The sequence below is a fragment of the Ensifer sp. 22460 genome, assembly GCF_052044935.1.
Taxonomy (GTDB): Bacteria; Pseudomonadota; Alphaproteobacteria; order Rhizobiales; family Rhizobiaceae; genus Ensifer.
In genome coordinates, this window is record NZ_JBQENZ010000003.1 from 1 (window position 1) to 13,756 (window position 13,756).

Sequence of the window (13,756 nt, forward strand, 5' to 3'; positions counted from 1 at the left end):
TGTTCCTGCCGCCCTACAGTCCCGACTTCAACCCCATCGAAAAGGCCTTCTCCAAGCTCAAGGCACATCTGAGGAAGGCGGCTGAGCGGACCGTGTCTGGTCTGTGGGACATGATTGGCAAGCTCGTCCATCTCGTCGCGCCAAAAGAATGCAGAAACTACTTCAACTCATGCGGATACGATCCAGCATGAAAGGGAAATGCTCTAAAGTAACTCAGGATCAAAAGCGTGCAGATCGCTGCAACGATCAATGCGTCGAAAAGTGCAAAATGCTCGAAGAACGAGAGCATGGCATTTCCTCCTTCCAACTAAACCTATGAGAGCACATATTTCCACGGTTTGGAAGAAGAATACCGGGCTATACTGACGTTCAATTGATATTACTCGGCATTATTATTGCTCCGCAGCAAATTTATTTCGGCGCCGCACAATGACGATTCCAACATCAAGACCGGCACAACTTCAAGATTCGGCTCTCGATCGGAATGCCGAACGACTTGATTTCCTTCAACTGCCCGAGGCGCCCCGGCCCGCTCGGAGGCGAGATTGCCCTTCCCGTGGCGGCCTTCACGCGCCTTCGTCGGCGAACGGCTCTCAGGATAAAGCCCAGCGCCGGCGCCGCGGCAAACCGATTGACGGCGCTACCGGAAGATGTAGATATTAGCAATATCGAATGAAAAGATCCGCCGGCCGGCGGGGTCTATTTTCCAGGGGGTGCGCATGTCTGACCTGCAAGCGAACAACGCCCGCGCGGGCGGCGGCGAAACGGCCGTCGCCGACAAGGACAAAAGCGGCTTGACGCGGCGCGAGGCTCTCATGAGCGGCGCGGCGTTTGCCGTTGCCGCCGGCATGCCGGCCGGCCTTGCCGCCTTCTCCGCAAACCCGGCCCTCGCCAATGGCACGACGCCGCCGAACATCGTCTACATCATCGCCGACGATCTCGGCTGGGCCGATGTCGGCTTCCATGGCTCCGACATCAGGACGCCCAATCTCGACAAGCTCGCCGAAACCGGCGTGACCTTCGACGAATTCTACACCCAGCCCATGTGCACGCCGACGCGCGCCGCCTTCCTCACCGGCCGCTACCCCTTGCGCTACGGACTGCAGACCGGGGTCATCCCCTCGCCCGGCTCCTACGGGCTGGCGCTCGACGAATATCTGCTGCCTCAGGTGATGAAGGATGCCGGCTATAAAACCGCGCTTGTCGGCAAGTGGCATCTCGGCCACGCCAAGGTGGAATACTGGCCGAAGCAGCGCGGCTTCGATACGTTCTACGGTGCGCTGGTCGGCGAAATCGATCACTTCAAGCATTCCTCCCACGGGGTGAAGGACTGGTACCGGGACAACAAGCCGCTCGAGGAAAGCGGTTTCGACAACACGCTCTTCGGCGATGAGGCGGCGCGGGTCGTGGAAGGGCACGATGCCGCTGCTCCCCTGTTCCTCTATCTCGCCTTTACCGCGCCGCACACGCCGTTCCAGGCGCCAGAGGATTATCTCGACCGCTACAAGCACATCGCGGATGAAAACCGCCGCGCCTATGCGGCGATGATCTCCGTGCTTGACGATGGCATCGGCAAACTGGTGGCAGCGCTCGAAAAGCGCGGCATGCGCGACAACACGCTGATTGTCTTTCACAGCGACAATGGCGGCGTGACAAGCTCGCTCTTTGCCGGCGACAGCAAGGTCAGCGGCGGATTGCCGGCGAACAACGGCCCCTACCGCGACGGCAAGGGCACGCTCTACGAAGGCGGCACCCGCGTCGCAGCGCTTGCCAACTGGCCGGGAAGGATCAAGCCGGGCAAAGTCGGCGGCATGGTCCATGTCGTCGACATGCACCCGACGCTCGCAGCCATCGCCGGTGCGCCGCTCGGCAGGAACAAGCCGCTCGACGGCATGAACCTCTGGCCGGCCTTGAGTGAAGGCAAACCTTCGCCGCGCGGGGAGCTCGTCTACAATGTCGATCCGCTGGCAGGTGCTGTGCGCAAGGACAATTGGAAGCTCGTCTGGAAGGCAGCCCTGCCCTCCAGGCTGGAGCTTTTCGACATCGCCGCCGACCCGTCCGAGACCAAGAATCTCTCGGCAGAGAACGGCGACAAGGTGCGCGAACTTCAGGACTGGATCACCAGGCTCGCCGGCGAAATGGTCCAGCCGCTTCTTCTCATGGATGCCGCGCGGCTGACCTTCTATGCACCGCCGGTCGTCGCCGACCCTGCGACGCTGTTCAGCCTTGGAGATTGATCATCAGCGAAGGTCGCGCAAGCGCGGGCGCTTGCCCGCCTAAACCGGCGTCACGGATTTCACGCTGCCGGTACTATCGACGACGCAGTTGTATTTGCGGCCGCCTGCGTCGAGATCGACGCTGTAGCTTGTCGCGTCGAGCGCCCGGGAGCTCGTCGGCAGCACCTTGGTGCTTTCGAGCTTCGCCGTGCCCGCGACCGCGTTGGCGCAGATCAGCTGCAGGTCGGCCGGCGCCGTCTGCAGGCTCGTGCGCGCCATATCCTCAGGTTTGGGCGCTGACTGGCAGCCACCGATTATGGCCACCGCCAAAGCCACGGGAACAAACCCCTTCGAACGCAACATCCCCTCGCTCACTATCTGTTCTCCCCTTTGAGTATTTGCCTGTCACTGGGTCCTGCGGGACGGATTGGCCACGCCTGACCCTGCGGCCAATTAAAAGCACTCGCCACCCCTGTTCGAGCGACGTCATACCCCCTTGTAGAGTGCTGCCCCCTGCATCAGCACGATCACCTTGGCGCCGATCTCGATGCGGGAATGCAGGTCGGTGACGTCGTCATTGTTCATGCGGATGCAGCCGGACGAAACGTCGAGCCCGATCGTCCAGGGCTCGACCGTGCCGTGGATGCGGTAGATCGTGTCCTGGTCGCCCTCGTAGAGATAAAGCGCGCGGGCGCCGAGCGGATTGTCCGGCCCGCCGGGCATGCCGGCCGCCCATTTGGCGGCGTTCGGGTCGCGGGCCACCATCTCGGCCGGCGGTGTCCAGGTCGGCCATTCCGCCGTGCGTCCGACGCGCACGATTCCGGCCCAGCCGAAGCCCTCGCGGCCGACGCCGATGCCGTAGCGGATCGCCTGGCCGCCCGGCTGCACCAGGTAGAGGAAATGCTGGTTGCCGTCGATGATGATGGTGCCGGGTTGCTCCGCCGTGCGGAACGGCACCACCTGGCGGCGGAAAGCTTCCGGCAGCTGGTTGTTGCGGGCGAAGTATTGCCGCGCTTTCTTCTTGTCGTAATTCACCCACTTCTTGGTGCGGGCGTCATAGATCTGCGTCTGTGCCAGTGCTGCCAGCGGCCCGAGGCAGAGCGCGGCGACCAGAACGGCGACGCCGAGCCTGCGCCGCGTCCATGCCGGCTGATCGGTGCCAACAAGGTGGTTATGGTCGGATGTCGCGGTCATGGCTTGGCCCACCCGTCGATGCGCGCCGCATTGTCCTCGGCCCATTTCTTCGCATAGTCGGCCGGCGCCTGCCGCTCGACCTCCAGCGCGTAGCTCATCTTCGTCACTTCCTCCGGCGAGAAATCCACCTTCTCCAGGAACTTCGCAATGTCAGGGTGCTTCTTGCCGAAGGCGGTGGCATAGGCGATCTGGAAATGCGCCGCTTCCCAGGCGGTCGAGGCACTGGATTTCGACACCCAGAGCGGATCGCTCGGCGGCACGATCTTCCACTTGGCGGCATCGTGCGGCGGCTCTTCGAGCCTGGCAATCTGGTGCAGCTCGAACACATGGTGCGGCGCGTAGCAGTAAAACACCATCGGCCGCCCGGTCGCGACCGCCGCGTCCACCGCCGCCATCGCCACTTCCTCTTCCGCCTCGAACAGCGTCAGGGTTTCGCCATAGCCGTAGCCCGCCGCCCGCGCCCGTTCGATACCGGTCGAAAGCCAGGTCGCAGCACCGATCCACATCTCGCCCTTGCCGTCGCCGTCAGTGTCGAGGATCTTGGTTTTCTCGGGGTCGCTGAGATCGGCGACCGTCTTGATCGTCGCGGCGGCTTCCGGCGTGGCGCAAAGCCCCTGCCAGGCCGGCACGCTGCGTTCCGTCAGCTGACCGACACCCTTGTCGGTCACGTATTTGCGCACGACATCCTCGAAATTCGGCCGCCAGACTTCGGGCTGGATATCGACCGTGCCCGTCTCGAAGCCGACGAAGGCATTGAGCGTGCCGAGCTCCCTGACCTCGGCATCGAGGCCGAACTTCTTGGCGATGCCGACCTTCAGGATATTGGCCGTCGCCTGGCCCGACGGCCAGTTCGGCATGGCGATCACCAGGTCGGCGGCAGTGGCCGGCACGGTCACGGATGCGGCAAGCATGACAGCCAGGGCCGCTGGCAGATACCTCGACTTTCCCTTCACAGTCCCCTCCGGCCTCGATTAATCGATGCGAATGACGTCGTGAATGCGTATCAGGAATGCGTCCAAGTTCCGGGGCACGCGAGGCGCGCGCCACGGCTATGCGAATGCTATCAAAGTGATACAGCGACCTTTGCGGGTCCGGTAAGACCGCGGCGCTGCAGTGTTCCCTGTGCCGTCTGCCGGCATCTTCGTTTCTTGGCCGGCAGGATGCATAGAACGACGGCCTTCGTCAACGATCCGGCTACACCGCACGTTGCATGGGGAGGGCCTCTTCATCGGCGTTCACGCCGCAGCACCGCGCGAGACCGCAAGCATTGCATGCCGGAGTTCGTGGAGCCTACGGCTCTGCCGCACGGGCAGCCTCTTTCCCGATGGCGCGCCGCGCCCTGAAATCGCGCAGGGCGAACTGGCCTGCAACCAACCAAATCGCCAGCTCAAGCGCAAAGGTCCAGTGCAGCAGGAAGTTCAGATACCAGGGCTTATAGACCGCCTGCACATGCACCAGGTTCACCCGGAGATCGGCGAAGGGAAAGAGCCAGCGGATATCTGCCGCGATCGAATCCATCACCAGATGCAGGAGCACGCTGATGAGCCCGACACTGACGAGGACGAGCTGATTGCGTCGCCCGGTGGCGATGAGGAGAAGCGCGATCGCCGCCGCCAGCACCAGCCAGAAGACCGGCGTATGCACCCAGTAGTCGTGATGCGGCGTGCGGCGCTGGTCGATCAGGTAGAAATAGGCGAGATCGAAATCCGGCAGAACGGAACAGAGCAGCCCGATGCCGAAGATGGCGCGGGCCTGCGAGGGATTGCGACGCGCAAAGGGGCGGCTCAGCAGATAGCCTGCCGGCAGATGGGCAATGAACAAGGCAGGTTTCCTCCTGAAGCGCAATCCCGCGGAACCGCGTCTTTCACACCCGCAGTCGAGACGTGAATGCTTGAGGATTTGCAACCGAAAATGTCGGATTCGTGGCTGTTGCCCACAGCCGCCGCTGCCAGCGGGTGCTACCAGTTGCCCGGATCAGCACTGTGATCGATGCTGGCGAATTCGTCGGCCGTTTCCCGGTCGAGCGTCTGGCTGGTGGCGTTCCTCGCCTCATCGGTGACGGCGTAGGTGAGCGGCGCCGGCTCGCGCGTCAGACACTGGTACATCAGAAGCGCTGCTTCCTCGGCGCTATCGGCCTCGAACTCTCTGACAACGCTGACGGAAAACTTGTGCATGGTCGGCCCCTGCTCTTTGAACGCACCTATGAGATGGCGCGCCCGCGCCCGGCGTCAATGCGTCACGGGCCCATCCGCCTTCTTCCAGGCGGCGATGCCGCCCTCGATATGGCAGGCGCTCGCGATGCCGGCTTGCTGCGCCGCCTCGACAGCCATCGCCGAACGCTCGCCATAGGCGCAGTAGAAGACGATGCGTTTGCCAGTCGCCTCCGCCAGTTCATGCAGTATGCCGCCGGTCGCGATGTTCTGCTCGAGGTCCGGATAGGGCGCGTGCAGCGAGCCAGGGATGACCCCGTGCTTTTCCCGCTCAGCCTTCTCGCGCAGGTCGACGAGCGCGATCTTCGCCCGGCCGCAGAGCGCCAGCGCCTCCTTGGCCGAAAGCGCCCAGCCGCGGCGCGCGATCTCGTCCTGGTGCAGGCCGATATGGACATTGGCCGGCACCGCCACATCCATCATCTTCGGGTTCGGCAGGTTGAGATTGTTCATCAGGTCGACATATTCGTCGACGGATTTCACCCGAAGCCGCGGATTGAAGTGCTTCTCTTCGCCGATGGTCGAGACCGTATCGCCCTTGTAGTCGTGCGCCGGGTAGACGAGCGTCTCGTCCGGGAGCTTCAGGAGCTTGTTGAAGATCGAATCGTATTGCTGGCGCGGGTCGCCGTTCTGGAAATCGGTGCGCCCGGTGCCGCGGATCAAGAGCGTGTCACCGGTAAAGACCCGCCGCCCCATGTCGCCGCCCATCAGGAAGGAATAGGAATCGTCGGTATGGCCGGGCGTATAGAGCACGTCGAGGCTGAGACCCTCGATCGACACCCGGTCGCCCTCCGCCACCCGCATGGAAACGACGTCGGCCGCCGTCTGCTCGCCCATCACGGTGATGCAATGGGTCTGGTCGCGCAGCGCCCCGAGCCCGGTGATGTGATCGGCATGGAGATGGGTATCGACCGCCTTGACCAGCCGGAGGTCGAGTTCGCGGACGAGCTGCAGGTAACGCTCGACCTTTTCCAGTACCGGATCGATGATCAGCGCCTCGCCGCCCTGGCGGCTGGCGATCAGGTAGGTATAGGTGCCGGACACGCTGTCGAACAATTGACGGAAGATCATCGGCGGCTCCTTGGCTGACGATAACGCGGCTTCCAATCGGGGCGCGATGGCAAAGAGAGGTGGTCGCCCCTCATCCGCACGGTGAGGGGATGCGCCCCTCATCCGCCTGCCGGCACCTTCTCCCCGCAAGCGGGGCGAAGGAACGTTGCCGCACGCCCGAGTTTCCCCTCTCCCCCGTGCGGGGAGAGCTAAGCTTGCACCCACGACCGCGCCAGCCGCAACCTCCAAACGTTGGAGGAGGCGAAGAGCCGAGCGGGTACCGCATGTCTCCTTCTCCCCGCCTGCGGGGAGAAGGTGCCGGCAGGCGGATGAGGGGCAATTCCCTCACTGCGGGGATGAGGGCGCATCCCTCACAGAGTGGATGTCCTCACCCCTTTGCCGATGCGACGCCTCAGCCCTTCGGCTGCGGCACAATGCGGATATAGGGCTTCGGCGCGCGCCAGCCTTCCGGATAGACCTTGCGCGCGTCCTCGTCGCTGACCGAACCGGCGATGATGACGTCGTCGCCCTGCTTCCAGTTCACTGGCGTCGCCACCTTGTGCTTGGCGGTCAGCTGCAGCGAGTCGATGACGCGCAGCACCTCGTCAAAGTTGCGGCCAGTGGTCATCGGGTAGATGAGGACGAGTTTGATCTTCTTGTCCGGGCCGATGACGAAGACGTTGCGCACCGTCTGGTTGTCGGCAGGCGTGCGCTGCGTCGGATCGCCGGAGACGGGGGCCGGCAGCATGCCGTAGAGCTTCGAGACGGTGTAGTCGACGTCGGCGATCATCGGGAAGTTCGGCGCATGGCCCTGCGTTTCCTCGATGTCGGCGGCCCAGCCGGCATGCCGGTCGAGCGGATCGACGGAGAGGCCGATGATCTTGACGCCGCGCCGGTCGAATTCCGGCTTGATGCGCGCCATGTAGCCGAGCTCGGTGGTGCAGACGGGCGTGTAGTCCTTGGGGTGCGAGAACAGGACCGCCCAGGAGTCGCCGATCCAGTCGTGAAACCGGATGGTGCCATCGGTCGTTCCGACCTCGAAGTCCGGTGCGAGGTCATTGATTGCAAGCGTCACGATACCCTCCAATGTGTGTGAGCGCCGCGCCCGCCGGGCGCGATGGGAGCACTCTATTTTCTTGACAGCGCCGCGTCCGGCAAGGCGCCCAACGGCCGCTGCAATCCTCTGCTTTCGTCCATTGTTTACGCTCCGGCGACAACCGTCCGGAGGAAAAATTCCTTTAGAAAATCAAATCATTACAGCAGCCCTGGAGCACGCCGGGAAGCCCGGCGCCAAGGCGCGATGTCCAGTGTGCCACTTTTGCCGCTTAAGGCAACCGGAAAGACGCAGCCTTGCAACCGGCCGGATCGAGGCTTGCATCATCGATCGTCGGTCGCCGCGGCAGGCCAGCCACGCGTCGAAATGTTGTCGCAACGCCGGCCTCGCCGCTGCACGCGTGTGCAGACGCGCCAAGCGCCATTGATCTTATCCTTGGCAATTCGACACTGCGGACATCGCTCGCCGGTTTCATCCGCCAATCCCGGAAGGTTCGCATCCGACGGGCGACTTGAGCAGGCTCGTATGCCTGTCGCTGCTACTCTTTCTTCATTCGGAATTTCTCGTGACAGCTGCCGCAATTCGTGGTTACCGCGTTGAACTGCGTCTTAAATGCTTCGAGATCCTGCGGATTGGCAGCGACGGCAGCGGCCGCAGCCACCCGGAATTTCTCGGCAGCCGCCTTGAACGCGGTCATATCTTGCCAAATTGCCGGCAAGGCGGCCGTGTCTCCGGTTTCGCTGCCGGCGGGAAACAAGACGTCCACGTCGAATTTTTCTGCGTTCTCGCTAAGGCCCTTGAGGGCGGTCATGGCAACGGCAGCGTCAAACGGCTTTTCTCCCTTGACCATGGGAGCGACGGTGCCGACCAGTCTACCGCGCTCCTTCATGATAGCCTTGCGATCTGCAATTGGATCAGCGAAGGCGCTGGAGCCCGTAAGCGCGAGTGCGGCGATGGCAAGAATGAGCGTTCTCATGAGCAAACCCTCTGGATTGCGGTTGAGCGGCATGACGAAACCCAACCAAAATACACGCAAAAAATTCACCCCCCCAATTCACGCTTTCGTGTTGTTCTGGTTTGGAATTTCGCAATTCCGGATGGAAAACCGCTGCAAACTTTTCCTGGAATTGCTCTGGGACCGCCGCTCTCTACTGCAGCAGCGCACAGAACGTCGCGAGATCGACATTGCCGCCACTGATCACGATGCCCACTCTTTGCCCGGCGCAGGGAAGCACGCCCTGCAGCACGGCCGCCGCCGCCAGGCAGCCGGTCGGCTCCACGATCATCTTCATGCGCTCGGCAAAGAAGCGCATGGTCTCCACGAGTTGGGCGTCGCTCACCGTGACGATTTCGCGGACGTCGCGCTTGAGGATCGGGAAATTGTGTTCGCCGATATGATTGGTGAGCGCCCCGTCGGCGATCGATTTCGGCACCGGGATATGAACGATCTCGCCCTTCCTGAGCGACTGCTGGCCGTCATTGCCAGCCTCCGGCTCGACCCCGACAACGACCGCGCCCGGCGAACGTTCCTTGGCGCTGAGTGCCGTGCCGGCGAGCAGGCCGCCGCCGCCGAGCGGCGTGACGATCAGATCGAGTTCACCCACCTCCTCGATCAGTTCCAGCACCGCCGTGCCCTGCCCGGCGATCACATCAGGGTGGTCGAAGGGCGGGATGAGGACGGCATCGCGCTCGGCCGCCAGCTTCGCGCTGATCGCCGACCGGTCCTCGGTATAGCGGTCATAGAACACGACATCGGCGCCATAGCCGCGGGTCGCCGCCACCTTCATTTCGGGCGCATCCTTCGGCATCACGATCGTCGCGGCAACACCCTGCAGCCGTGCGGCATAGGCGATCGCCTGCGCATGGTTGCCGGAGGAGAAGGCGACGACGCCCCGCTTCTGGCCGCCTTCCTGCAAGGCGGCGATCGCATTGTAGGCACCGCGGAATTTGAAGGCGCCAGCGCGCTGGAAATTTTCCGCCTTGAAGAAAAGCCGCGCGCCTGTGGCGGCATCGGCTGTGCGGGAGGTCAGCACCGGCGTTCGATGCGCCATGCCGGCGATGCGGTCCCGTGCCGCCAGCACGTCGTCGAAAGTTGGAAGGCGCAATGCCGCCTCTGCCGCTGAAACTGCCATGAGCCTCTCCCTGAGCTTGCCACTTCCGAGGCTATTGAATGCGGTCCTGCAAGGCAAGGATGCCGGCGCGGCTACCCACCGCTGGAAACGACCGTGCGGTAGTGATCGACCGCGAAGCTGAAAAGCACCTTCAGCATGAACAGGGCCGACACTGCCGCCATCGCCGGCGTCAAGCCCGGCAACAGCGGCAAGCCGGTAAGGCCGACCGCCAGCAGCAGCCCGCCGACAAAAGTCTGTGCGGCGCGTCCGGCAAGCAGATTGACGACCGCCGCGCCGGCGATCGTATAGGCCCAGACGGCGACCGCAGCACCGACCCCGGTGCCGACGAGCAGCGCGACGATGACCACATGGAAGTGGATCGCGATGAAGATCCAGCGATTGCGCGGCCGCGCCGCGTAGAAGTCGTTGGTCGACGGCGTGAAGTTGGCGACACAGCCGGCGGCGATATCGAGCACGAGGACAAGCGCCAGTGCCGCCCGCCACCAGGCAAGGCCTGCCAGCATCTGGCCCGCCGACAGGGCAAAGGTGGCCGCGACACCAACGCCGAAGAGGAGGATCGCCACGAGATAGGCCGGCGGCTGCTCTTCGCCGAACACGTCGTGAAGCTGGGGATGGATGCGAAGAGATCTCATGAAGACCACACCGCCACACTGAAGAGTTGGCCACTATGAGCGGACGCAGCCAGGGCGCAAGCGGCTAACCGTAACGCGCGGCCGGTTGCGACCTTGGCCTGCACCTGTTTGCGGACACCTGCCTGCAAGCCGGTTGCCCCTGTTAGCTTGCGACCCTCTTGACGGCCATCATGATCTCCGCGGCGCTCGGGAACACGCCGAGTTCGTCGGGGCCGAACCGCGCCTCGATCTCGCTCCAGCTGATGATGCCGGCTGCATCGACCAGGAAGTGGCCGACCAGTTGCGTGCCGTGTTCGGCAAAGATGCGCAGATCGGTCTCGTCTGGCTCGAAACCTTCGCGTGCATTGAGCAGCTCATTGGCCTGCATCGGATGCATCGGTTCGGCGAGCTCGCCTGTCGGGTTGATGCGCGCTGCGGCGAAATCGGCGGGCCGCGTGCGATGGGGCCATTGCGGCGTCTCAGTACTTTCGGGCGGAAGCAGTGCGGCCTGTGGCGCGCCGAAATCCCTGTGCGTCTGGCAGTCCGGATCCGCAAGGACCGTGACCGGCGTCGGCTGGAAGCGGAAATAGAGGCGCGCCCGCTCGACCGGAGTGTTGACCACCGCCAGCGTTTCCACACCGACGGCCCGCAATGCCGGCTCGACGGAGGAAAACTGCCGCATCTGGCGCCGGCAGAACGGGCAGTGCAGGCCGCGGAACAGACCGATCAGAAACGGCCGGCCGCGAAGGCTCGCAAGCGAAACCGGATCGTCCCGATTGGCGCTTGCAAGCTCGAAGGCGGGTGCGGGTTGTCCCGGCTGCAACGGCTGCACTCTCCGGTCTGCCATCTGCTCCCCCAGTCGACGCCCCTGCGCCGCTCTGTCCCTGCCCGTGATTTTCGCTCCCATTGCCGCCCGCCCGGAGGCCGGTCGATGGCGGAAGATAGCCCCACCCTATCACAGGTGGACGAACGGCCCACGCCGAATGGTGATCTGCATGGCGTTTTGTGCCGCCGGTGCTAATCGAGCCAGTCACCCAGCAGCTTCGCGAGCGCCGCGACACCCTGACCGATCTGCGGCACTTCGAGGCTTGCGTAGCCCATGACGATGCCGGCGCGGTCCGGCCGGTGACCGGCATCATCGGCGCCGTAGAGGGGCGAGATCGGATAAAGGCCGATGCCCGCTGCCCGCGCCCGCGCGATCAGTTCGCCTTCCTGCGTCCGGTCCAGCCGCTCGAACCAGACGACGACGTGCAATCCGGCATCGGCGCCCGATATCGTCACCTCGTCGCCGAGTTCCGCCTTGAGCGCCGCGAGCAGCGCCTCGCGGCGGCGGCCATTGCTGCGCCGGCTCCGGCGGATGTGGCGTTCATAGGCCCCGCTTGCAATCATCGTCGCCAGCGCTTCCTGCTCGAGGCTGGGCGAATGCCGGTCGACGAGCTGCTTGGCGGCGGCGAAGACGGCGCGAAGCGGCGGCGGCACGACGAGATAACCGAGCCGGAGCATCGGCGACAGGCTCTTCGAGATCGTGCCGAGATAGAGGACGTTGTCCGCATGGGCCATGGTCTGCAGCGGCGGGATCGGCCGGATGTCATAGCGATATTCGCCGTCGTAATCGTCTTCGATCACGTAGGCGCCGCTGCGGTCCGACCAGGCAAGAAGCTCCTGCCGGCGCCGAGCCGAGAGCACGCTGCCGAGCGGAAACTGATGCGAGGGCGTGACATAGGCGAGCCTGACGGCGTCAAGCCCCGCGAGCGCCTCGGTCCGCAGCCCCTCCCCGTCGACGGCAATCGGAACCACCTCAGCGCCGGCGGCCGCAAACACCCGGCGCGCCATAACGTAGCCGGGATCCTCGATCGCAACGCGGTCGCCGGGATCCAGGAGCACGCGGGCGGCAAGATCCAGTCCCTGCTGCGAACCGTTGACGATGATGATCTGATTGGGCTCGCAGCGCAGCCCGCGCGCCCGCCAGAGATAGGCCTGCAGGGCTGCCCGCAGCTCCGCCGAGCCGCCGGGGTCGTCATAGGCGAGCCGCGGCTGGCGCCGCCGAAGTGCGGCGTTGACCGACCGGCGCCAGGCTTCCGCCGGGAAATCGGCCGCCGACAGGTCGCCATAGCGAAAATCGGCGATCAACCCACCGGACTGCGGCGGCACCCAGGTCGGCCCGTCGCCAAGGGCCGCTCCAAAGCGCGACAGACGGACGGGGGCTGCCGGTCTCGGCGCAGACCGGGAAGCCGTCCCTGCGGGAAGCGGCTTGACACCCTCATGCGCATGCAGCAGCGCCACCCTTGAAGGCGCGCCCTGCCGGCTCTCCAGAAACCCCTCGGAAAGAAGCTGCTCATAGGCCGCAGTCACGGTGGTGCGCGAGACGCCGAGCTCGGCCGCCAGCGCCCGCGTCGATGGCAGCCGATCCTCAGGGCCATAGGTGCCGCCGAGGATCTGCGCCTTCAGCGCCTCGTAGATCCGCCGGGTGGTCCCGCCCCACGCCTCGTCCTTCTCCGTAACCAACTGGCCCACTCATTTATGCGGAAACTGGATATTCGTTCTGGTCCAGTTTGCATCTATGAAGTGGCAAGCACAAGGAGCGAGATCATGTACACACCCCCGGCCTTCAAGGAGGAAACACTGAGCGTGCTGCACGCGATCATCGAGGCCGCATCGCTTTCCACTTTCGTCACCGCAACGGCCGATGGCCTGCTGGCCACGCCGCTGCCACTGCTGCTCGATCGCGACGAAGGTCCTTATGGCACGCTCTATGGCCACCTCGCCCGCTCCAACCCGCAAGGGACGACCGCGCCGATCGGCGCGGCCATGGCGACCTTCATGGGGCCGGACGCCTATGTCACCCCCTCCTGGTACGCCTCCAAGCGCGAGCACGGAAAAGTGGTGCCGACCTGGAACTATTCGGCCGTGCACGCCTATGGCGAGGTCGAGTTCTTCACCGACGAGGATCGGCTTCTCGATGTCGTCACCCGCCTGACCAATCGTCACGAAGCGGCGCGTGCCGAACCCTGGCAGGTGAGCGACGCCCCGCCCGCCTTCGTCAAGGCCCAACTTCGCGGTATCGTCGGCCTCAGGCTGCCGATCGACCGCCTCGACGGCAAGCGCAAGTTCAGCCAGAACCGCAGCGCCGAGGACCGCGAGGGGGTAGCGGCCGGGCTCGCAGTCAGTGCGCGGCTTGAGGATCGCCGGGTTGCCGAGGAGATTCCCGTCTGACGATCACGGGGGCGCTCCGATTTCCCTTCAACTTTCCCGCGCAAGACCTTAGAACGACTCTCGAAAGAGGCCGCGCATC

General features: G+C 64.3%; 15 protein-coding genes. 3 read left to right on the plus strand and 12 right to left on the minus strand.

The annotated features are described in order from the left end of the window. Both ACTJKM_RS04230 and ACTJKM_RS04235 read left to right on the plus strand, forming a co-directional pair. On the plus strand, window positions 1-191 hold a 191-nt coding region (locus ACTJKM_RS04230; protein ID WP_440659925.1), incomplete at its 5' end, for a transposase. A 528-nt stretch (window positions 192-719) separates the two neighbouring features. Further along, window positions 720-2,237: an arylsulfatase B gene (locus ACTJKM_RS04235; protein ID WP_440659926.1), complete on the plus strand. Its 1,518-nt coding sequence runs from the start codon at window positions 720-722 to the stop codon at window positions 2,235-2,237. Window positions 2,238-2,276: 39 nt separating this feature from the next. Here ACTJKM_RS04235 and ACTJKM_RS04240 read toward each other — a convergent pair whose 3' ends face one another. The 12 genes from ACTJKM_RS04240 to pdxR form a co-directional block, all read right to left on the minus strand. Beyond that, window positions 2,277-2,579 carry a hypothetical protein gene (locus ACTJKM_RS04240; RefSeq protein WP_245296065.1) on the minus strand — a complete coding sequence of 101 codons (303 nt, stop codon included), beginning with the start codon at window positions 2,577-2,579 and terminating at the stop codon, window positions 2,277-2,279. A 123-nt stretch (window positions 2,580-2,702) separates the two neighbouring features. Beyond that, complete coding sequence (locus tag ACTJKM_RS04245; RefSeq protein WP_156436829.1) at window positions 2,703-3,410, minus strand: L,D-transpeptidase; 708 nt, start codon at window positions 3,408-3,410, stop codon at window positions 2,703-2,705. Beyond that, window positions 3,407-4,321, minus strand: coding sequence for an ABC transporter substrate-binding protein (locus ACTJKM_RS04250; protein ID WP_058326680.1), 915 nt, complete (start codon window positions 4,319-4,321; stop codon window positions 3,407-3,409). Before ACTJKM_RS04250 ends, ACTJKM_RS04245 begins: the two co-directional genes overlap by 4 nt. Before the next feature lie 379 nt (window positions 4,322-4,700). Next, entirely contained in the window at window positions 4,701-5,231 is a 531-nt protein-coding gene (locus ACTJKM_RS04255) for a metal-dependent hydrolase (protein WP_057253755.1), read from the minus strand. A gap of 137 nt (window positions 5,232-5,368) precedes the next feature. Next, window positions 5,369-5,584: a hypothetical protein gene (locus ACTJKM_RS04260; protein ID WP_058326681.1), complete on the minus strand. Its 216-nt coding sequence runs from the start codon at window positions 5,582-5,584 to the stop codon at window positions 5,369-5,371. Between the two features lie 54 nt (window positions 5,585-5,638). Next, window positions 5,639-6,688, minus strand: a complete 1,050-nt coding sequence (locus tag ACTJKM_RS04265) for an MBL fold metallo-hydrolase (RefSeq protein WP_058326682.1) — start codon at window positions 6,686-6,688, stop codon at window positions 5,639-5,641. A 391-nt stretch (window positions 6,689-7,079) separates the two neighbouring features. Continuing rightward, a complete protein-coding gene (locus ACTJKM_RS04270; RefSeq protein WP_058326683.1) occupies window positions 7,080-7,742 on the minus strand; it encodes a peroxiredoxin in 663 nt (220 codons plus the stop codon). A 517-nt stretch (window positions 7,743-8,259) separates the two neighbouring features. Next, complete coding sequence (locus ACTJKM_RS04275) at window positions 8,260-8,730, minus strand: c-type cytochrome (RefSeq protein WP_309239023.1); 471 nt, start codon at window positions 8,728-8,730, stop codon at window positions 8,260-8,262. A gap of 139 nt (window positions 8,731-8,869) precedes the next feature. Continuing rightward, on the minus strand, window positions 8,870-9,853 hold the full coding sequence (locus ACTJKM_RS04280; protein ID WP_058326684.1) for a threo-3-hydroxy-L-aspartate ammonia-lyase: 984 nt from the start codon (window positions 9,851-9,853) through the stop codon (window positions 8,870-8,872). Between the two features lie 71 nt (window positions 9,854-9,924). Then, complete coding sequence (locus ACTJKM_RS04285; RefSeq protein WP_058326685.1) at window positions 9,925-10,485, minus strand: hypothetical protein; 561 nt, start codon at window positions 10,483-10,485, stop codon at window positions 9,925-9,927. Between the two features lie 142 nt (window positions 10,486-10,627). Further along, window positions 10,628-11,311 carry a redoxin domain-containing protein gene (locus ACTJKM_RS04290; RefSeq protein WP_058326686.1) on the minus strand — a complete coding sequence of 228 codons (684 nt, stop codon included), beginning with the start codon at window positions 11,309-11,311 and terminating at the stop codon, window positions 10,628-10,630. 170 nt (window positions 11,312-11,481) lie between these two features. Beyond that, on the minus strand, window positions 11,482-12,969 hold the full coding sequence (gene pdxR, locus ACTJKM_RS04295) for a MocR-like pyridoxine biosynthesis transcription factor PdxR (RefSeq protein ID WP_197423422.1): 1,488 nt from the start codon (window positions 12,967-12,969) through the stop codon (window positions 11,482-11,484). Between the two features lie 84 nt (window positions 12,970-13,053). Between pdxR and ACTJKM_RS04300 the strand changes: the two genes are divergently transcribed. Next, the gene (locus ACTJKM_RS04300) at window positions 13,054-13,677 is read left to right on the plus strand and encodes an FMN-binding negative transcriptional regulator (RefSeq protein ID WP_058326688.1); all 624 of its coding nucleotides are present in this window, start codon (window positions 13,054-13,056) and stop codon (window positions 13,675-13,677) included. Window positions 13,678-13,756: the final 79 nt, after the last annotated feature.

Bases quoted from the DNA above. Each gene is read 5' to 3' on its own strand.
- ACTJKM_RS04235 (WP_440659926.1), top strand. From the start codon at position 720: ATGTCTGACCTGCAAGCGAACAACGCCCGCGCGGGCGGCGGCGAAACG.
- ACTJKM_RS04240 (WP_245296065.1), bottom strand. From the start codon at position 2,579: ATGTTGCGTTCGAAGGGGTTTGTTCCCGTGGCTTTGGCGGTGGCCATA.
- ACTJKM_RS04245 (WP_156436829.1), bottom strand. From the start codon at position 3,410: ATGACCGCGACATCCGACCATAACCACCTTGTTGGCACCGATCAGCCG.
- ACTJKM_RS04250 (WP_058326680.1), bottom strand. From the start codon at position 4,321: ATGCTTGCCGCATCCGTGACCGTGCCGGCCACTGCCGCCGACCTGGTG.
- ACTJKM_RS04260 (WP_058326681.1), bottom strand. From the start codon at position 5,584: ATGCACAAGTTTTCCGTCAGCGTTGTCAGAGAGTTCGAGGCCGATAGC.
- ACTJKM_RS04265 (WP_058326682.1), bottom strand. From the start codon at position 6,688: ATGATCTTCCGTCAATTGTTCGACAGCGTGTCCGGCACCTATACCTAC.
- ACTJKM_RS04275 (WP_309239023.1), bottom strand. From the start codon at position 8,730: ATGCCGCTCAACCGCAATCCAGAGGGTTTGCTCATGAGAACGCTCATT.
- ACTJKM_RS04280 (WP_058326684.1), bottom strand. From the start codon at position 9,853: ATGGCAGTTTCAGCGGCAGAGGCGGCATTGCGCCTTCCAACTTTCGAC.
- ACTJKM_RS04285 (WP_058326685.1), bottom strand. From the start codon at position 10,485: ATGAGATCTCTTCGCATCCATCCCCAGCTTCACGACGTGTTCGGCGAA.
- ACTJKM_RS04290 (WP_058326686.1), bottom strand. From the start codon at position 11,311: ATGGCAGACCGGAGAGTGCAGCCGTTGCAGCCGGGACAACCCGCACCC.
- ACTJKM_RS04300 (WP_058326688.1), top strand. From the start codon at position 13,054: ATGTACACACCCCCGGCCTTCAAGGAGGAAACACTGAGCGTGCTGCAC.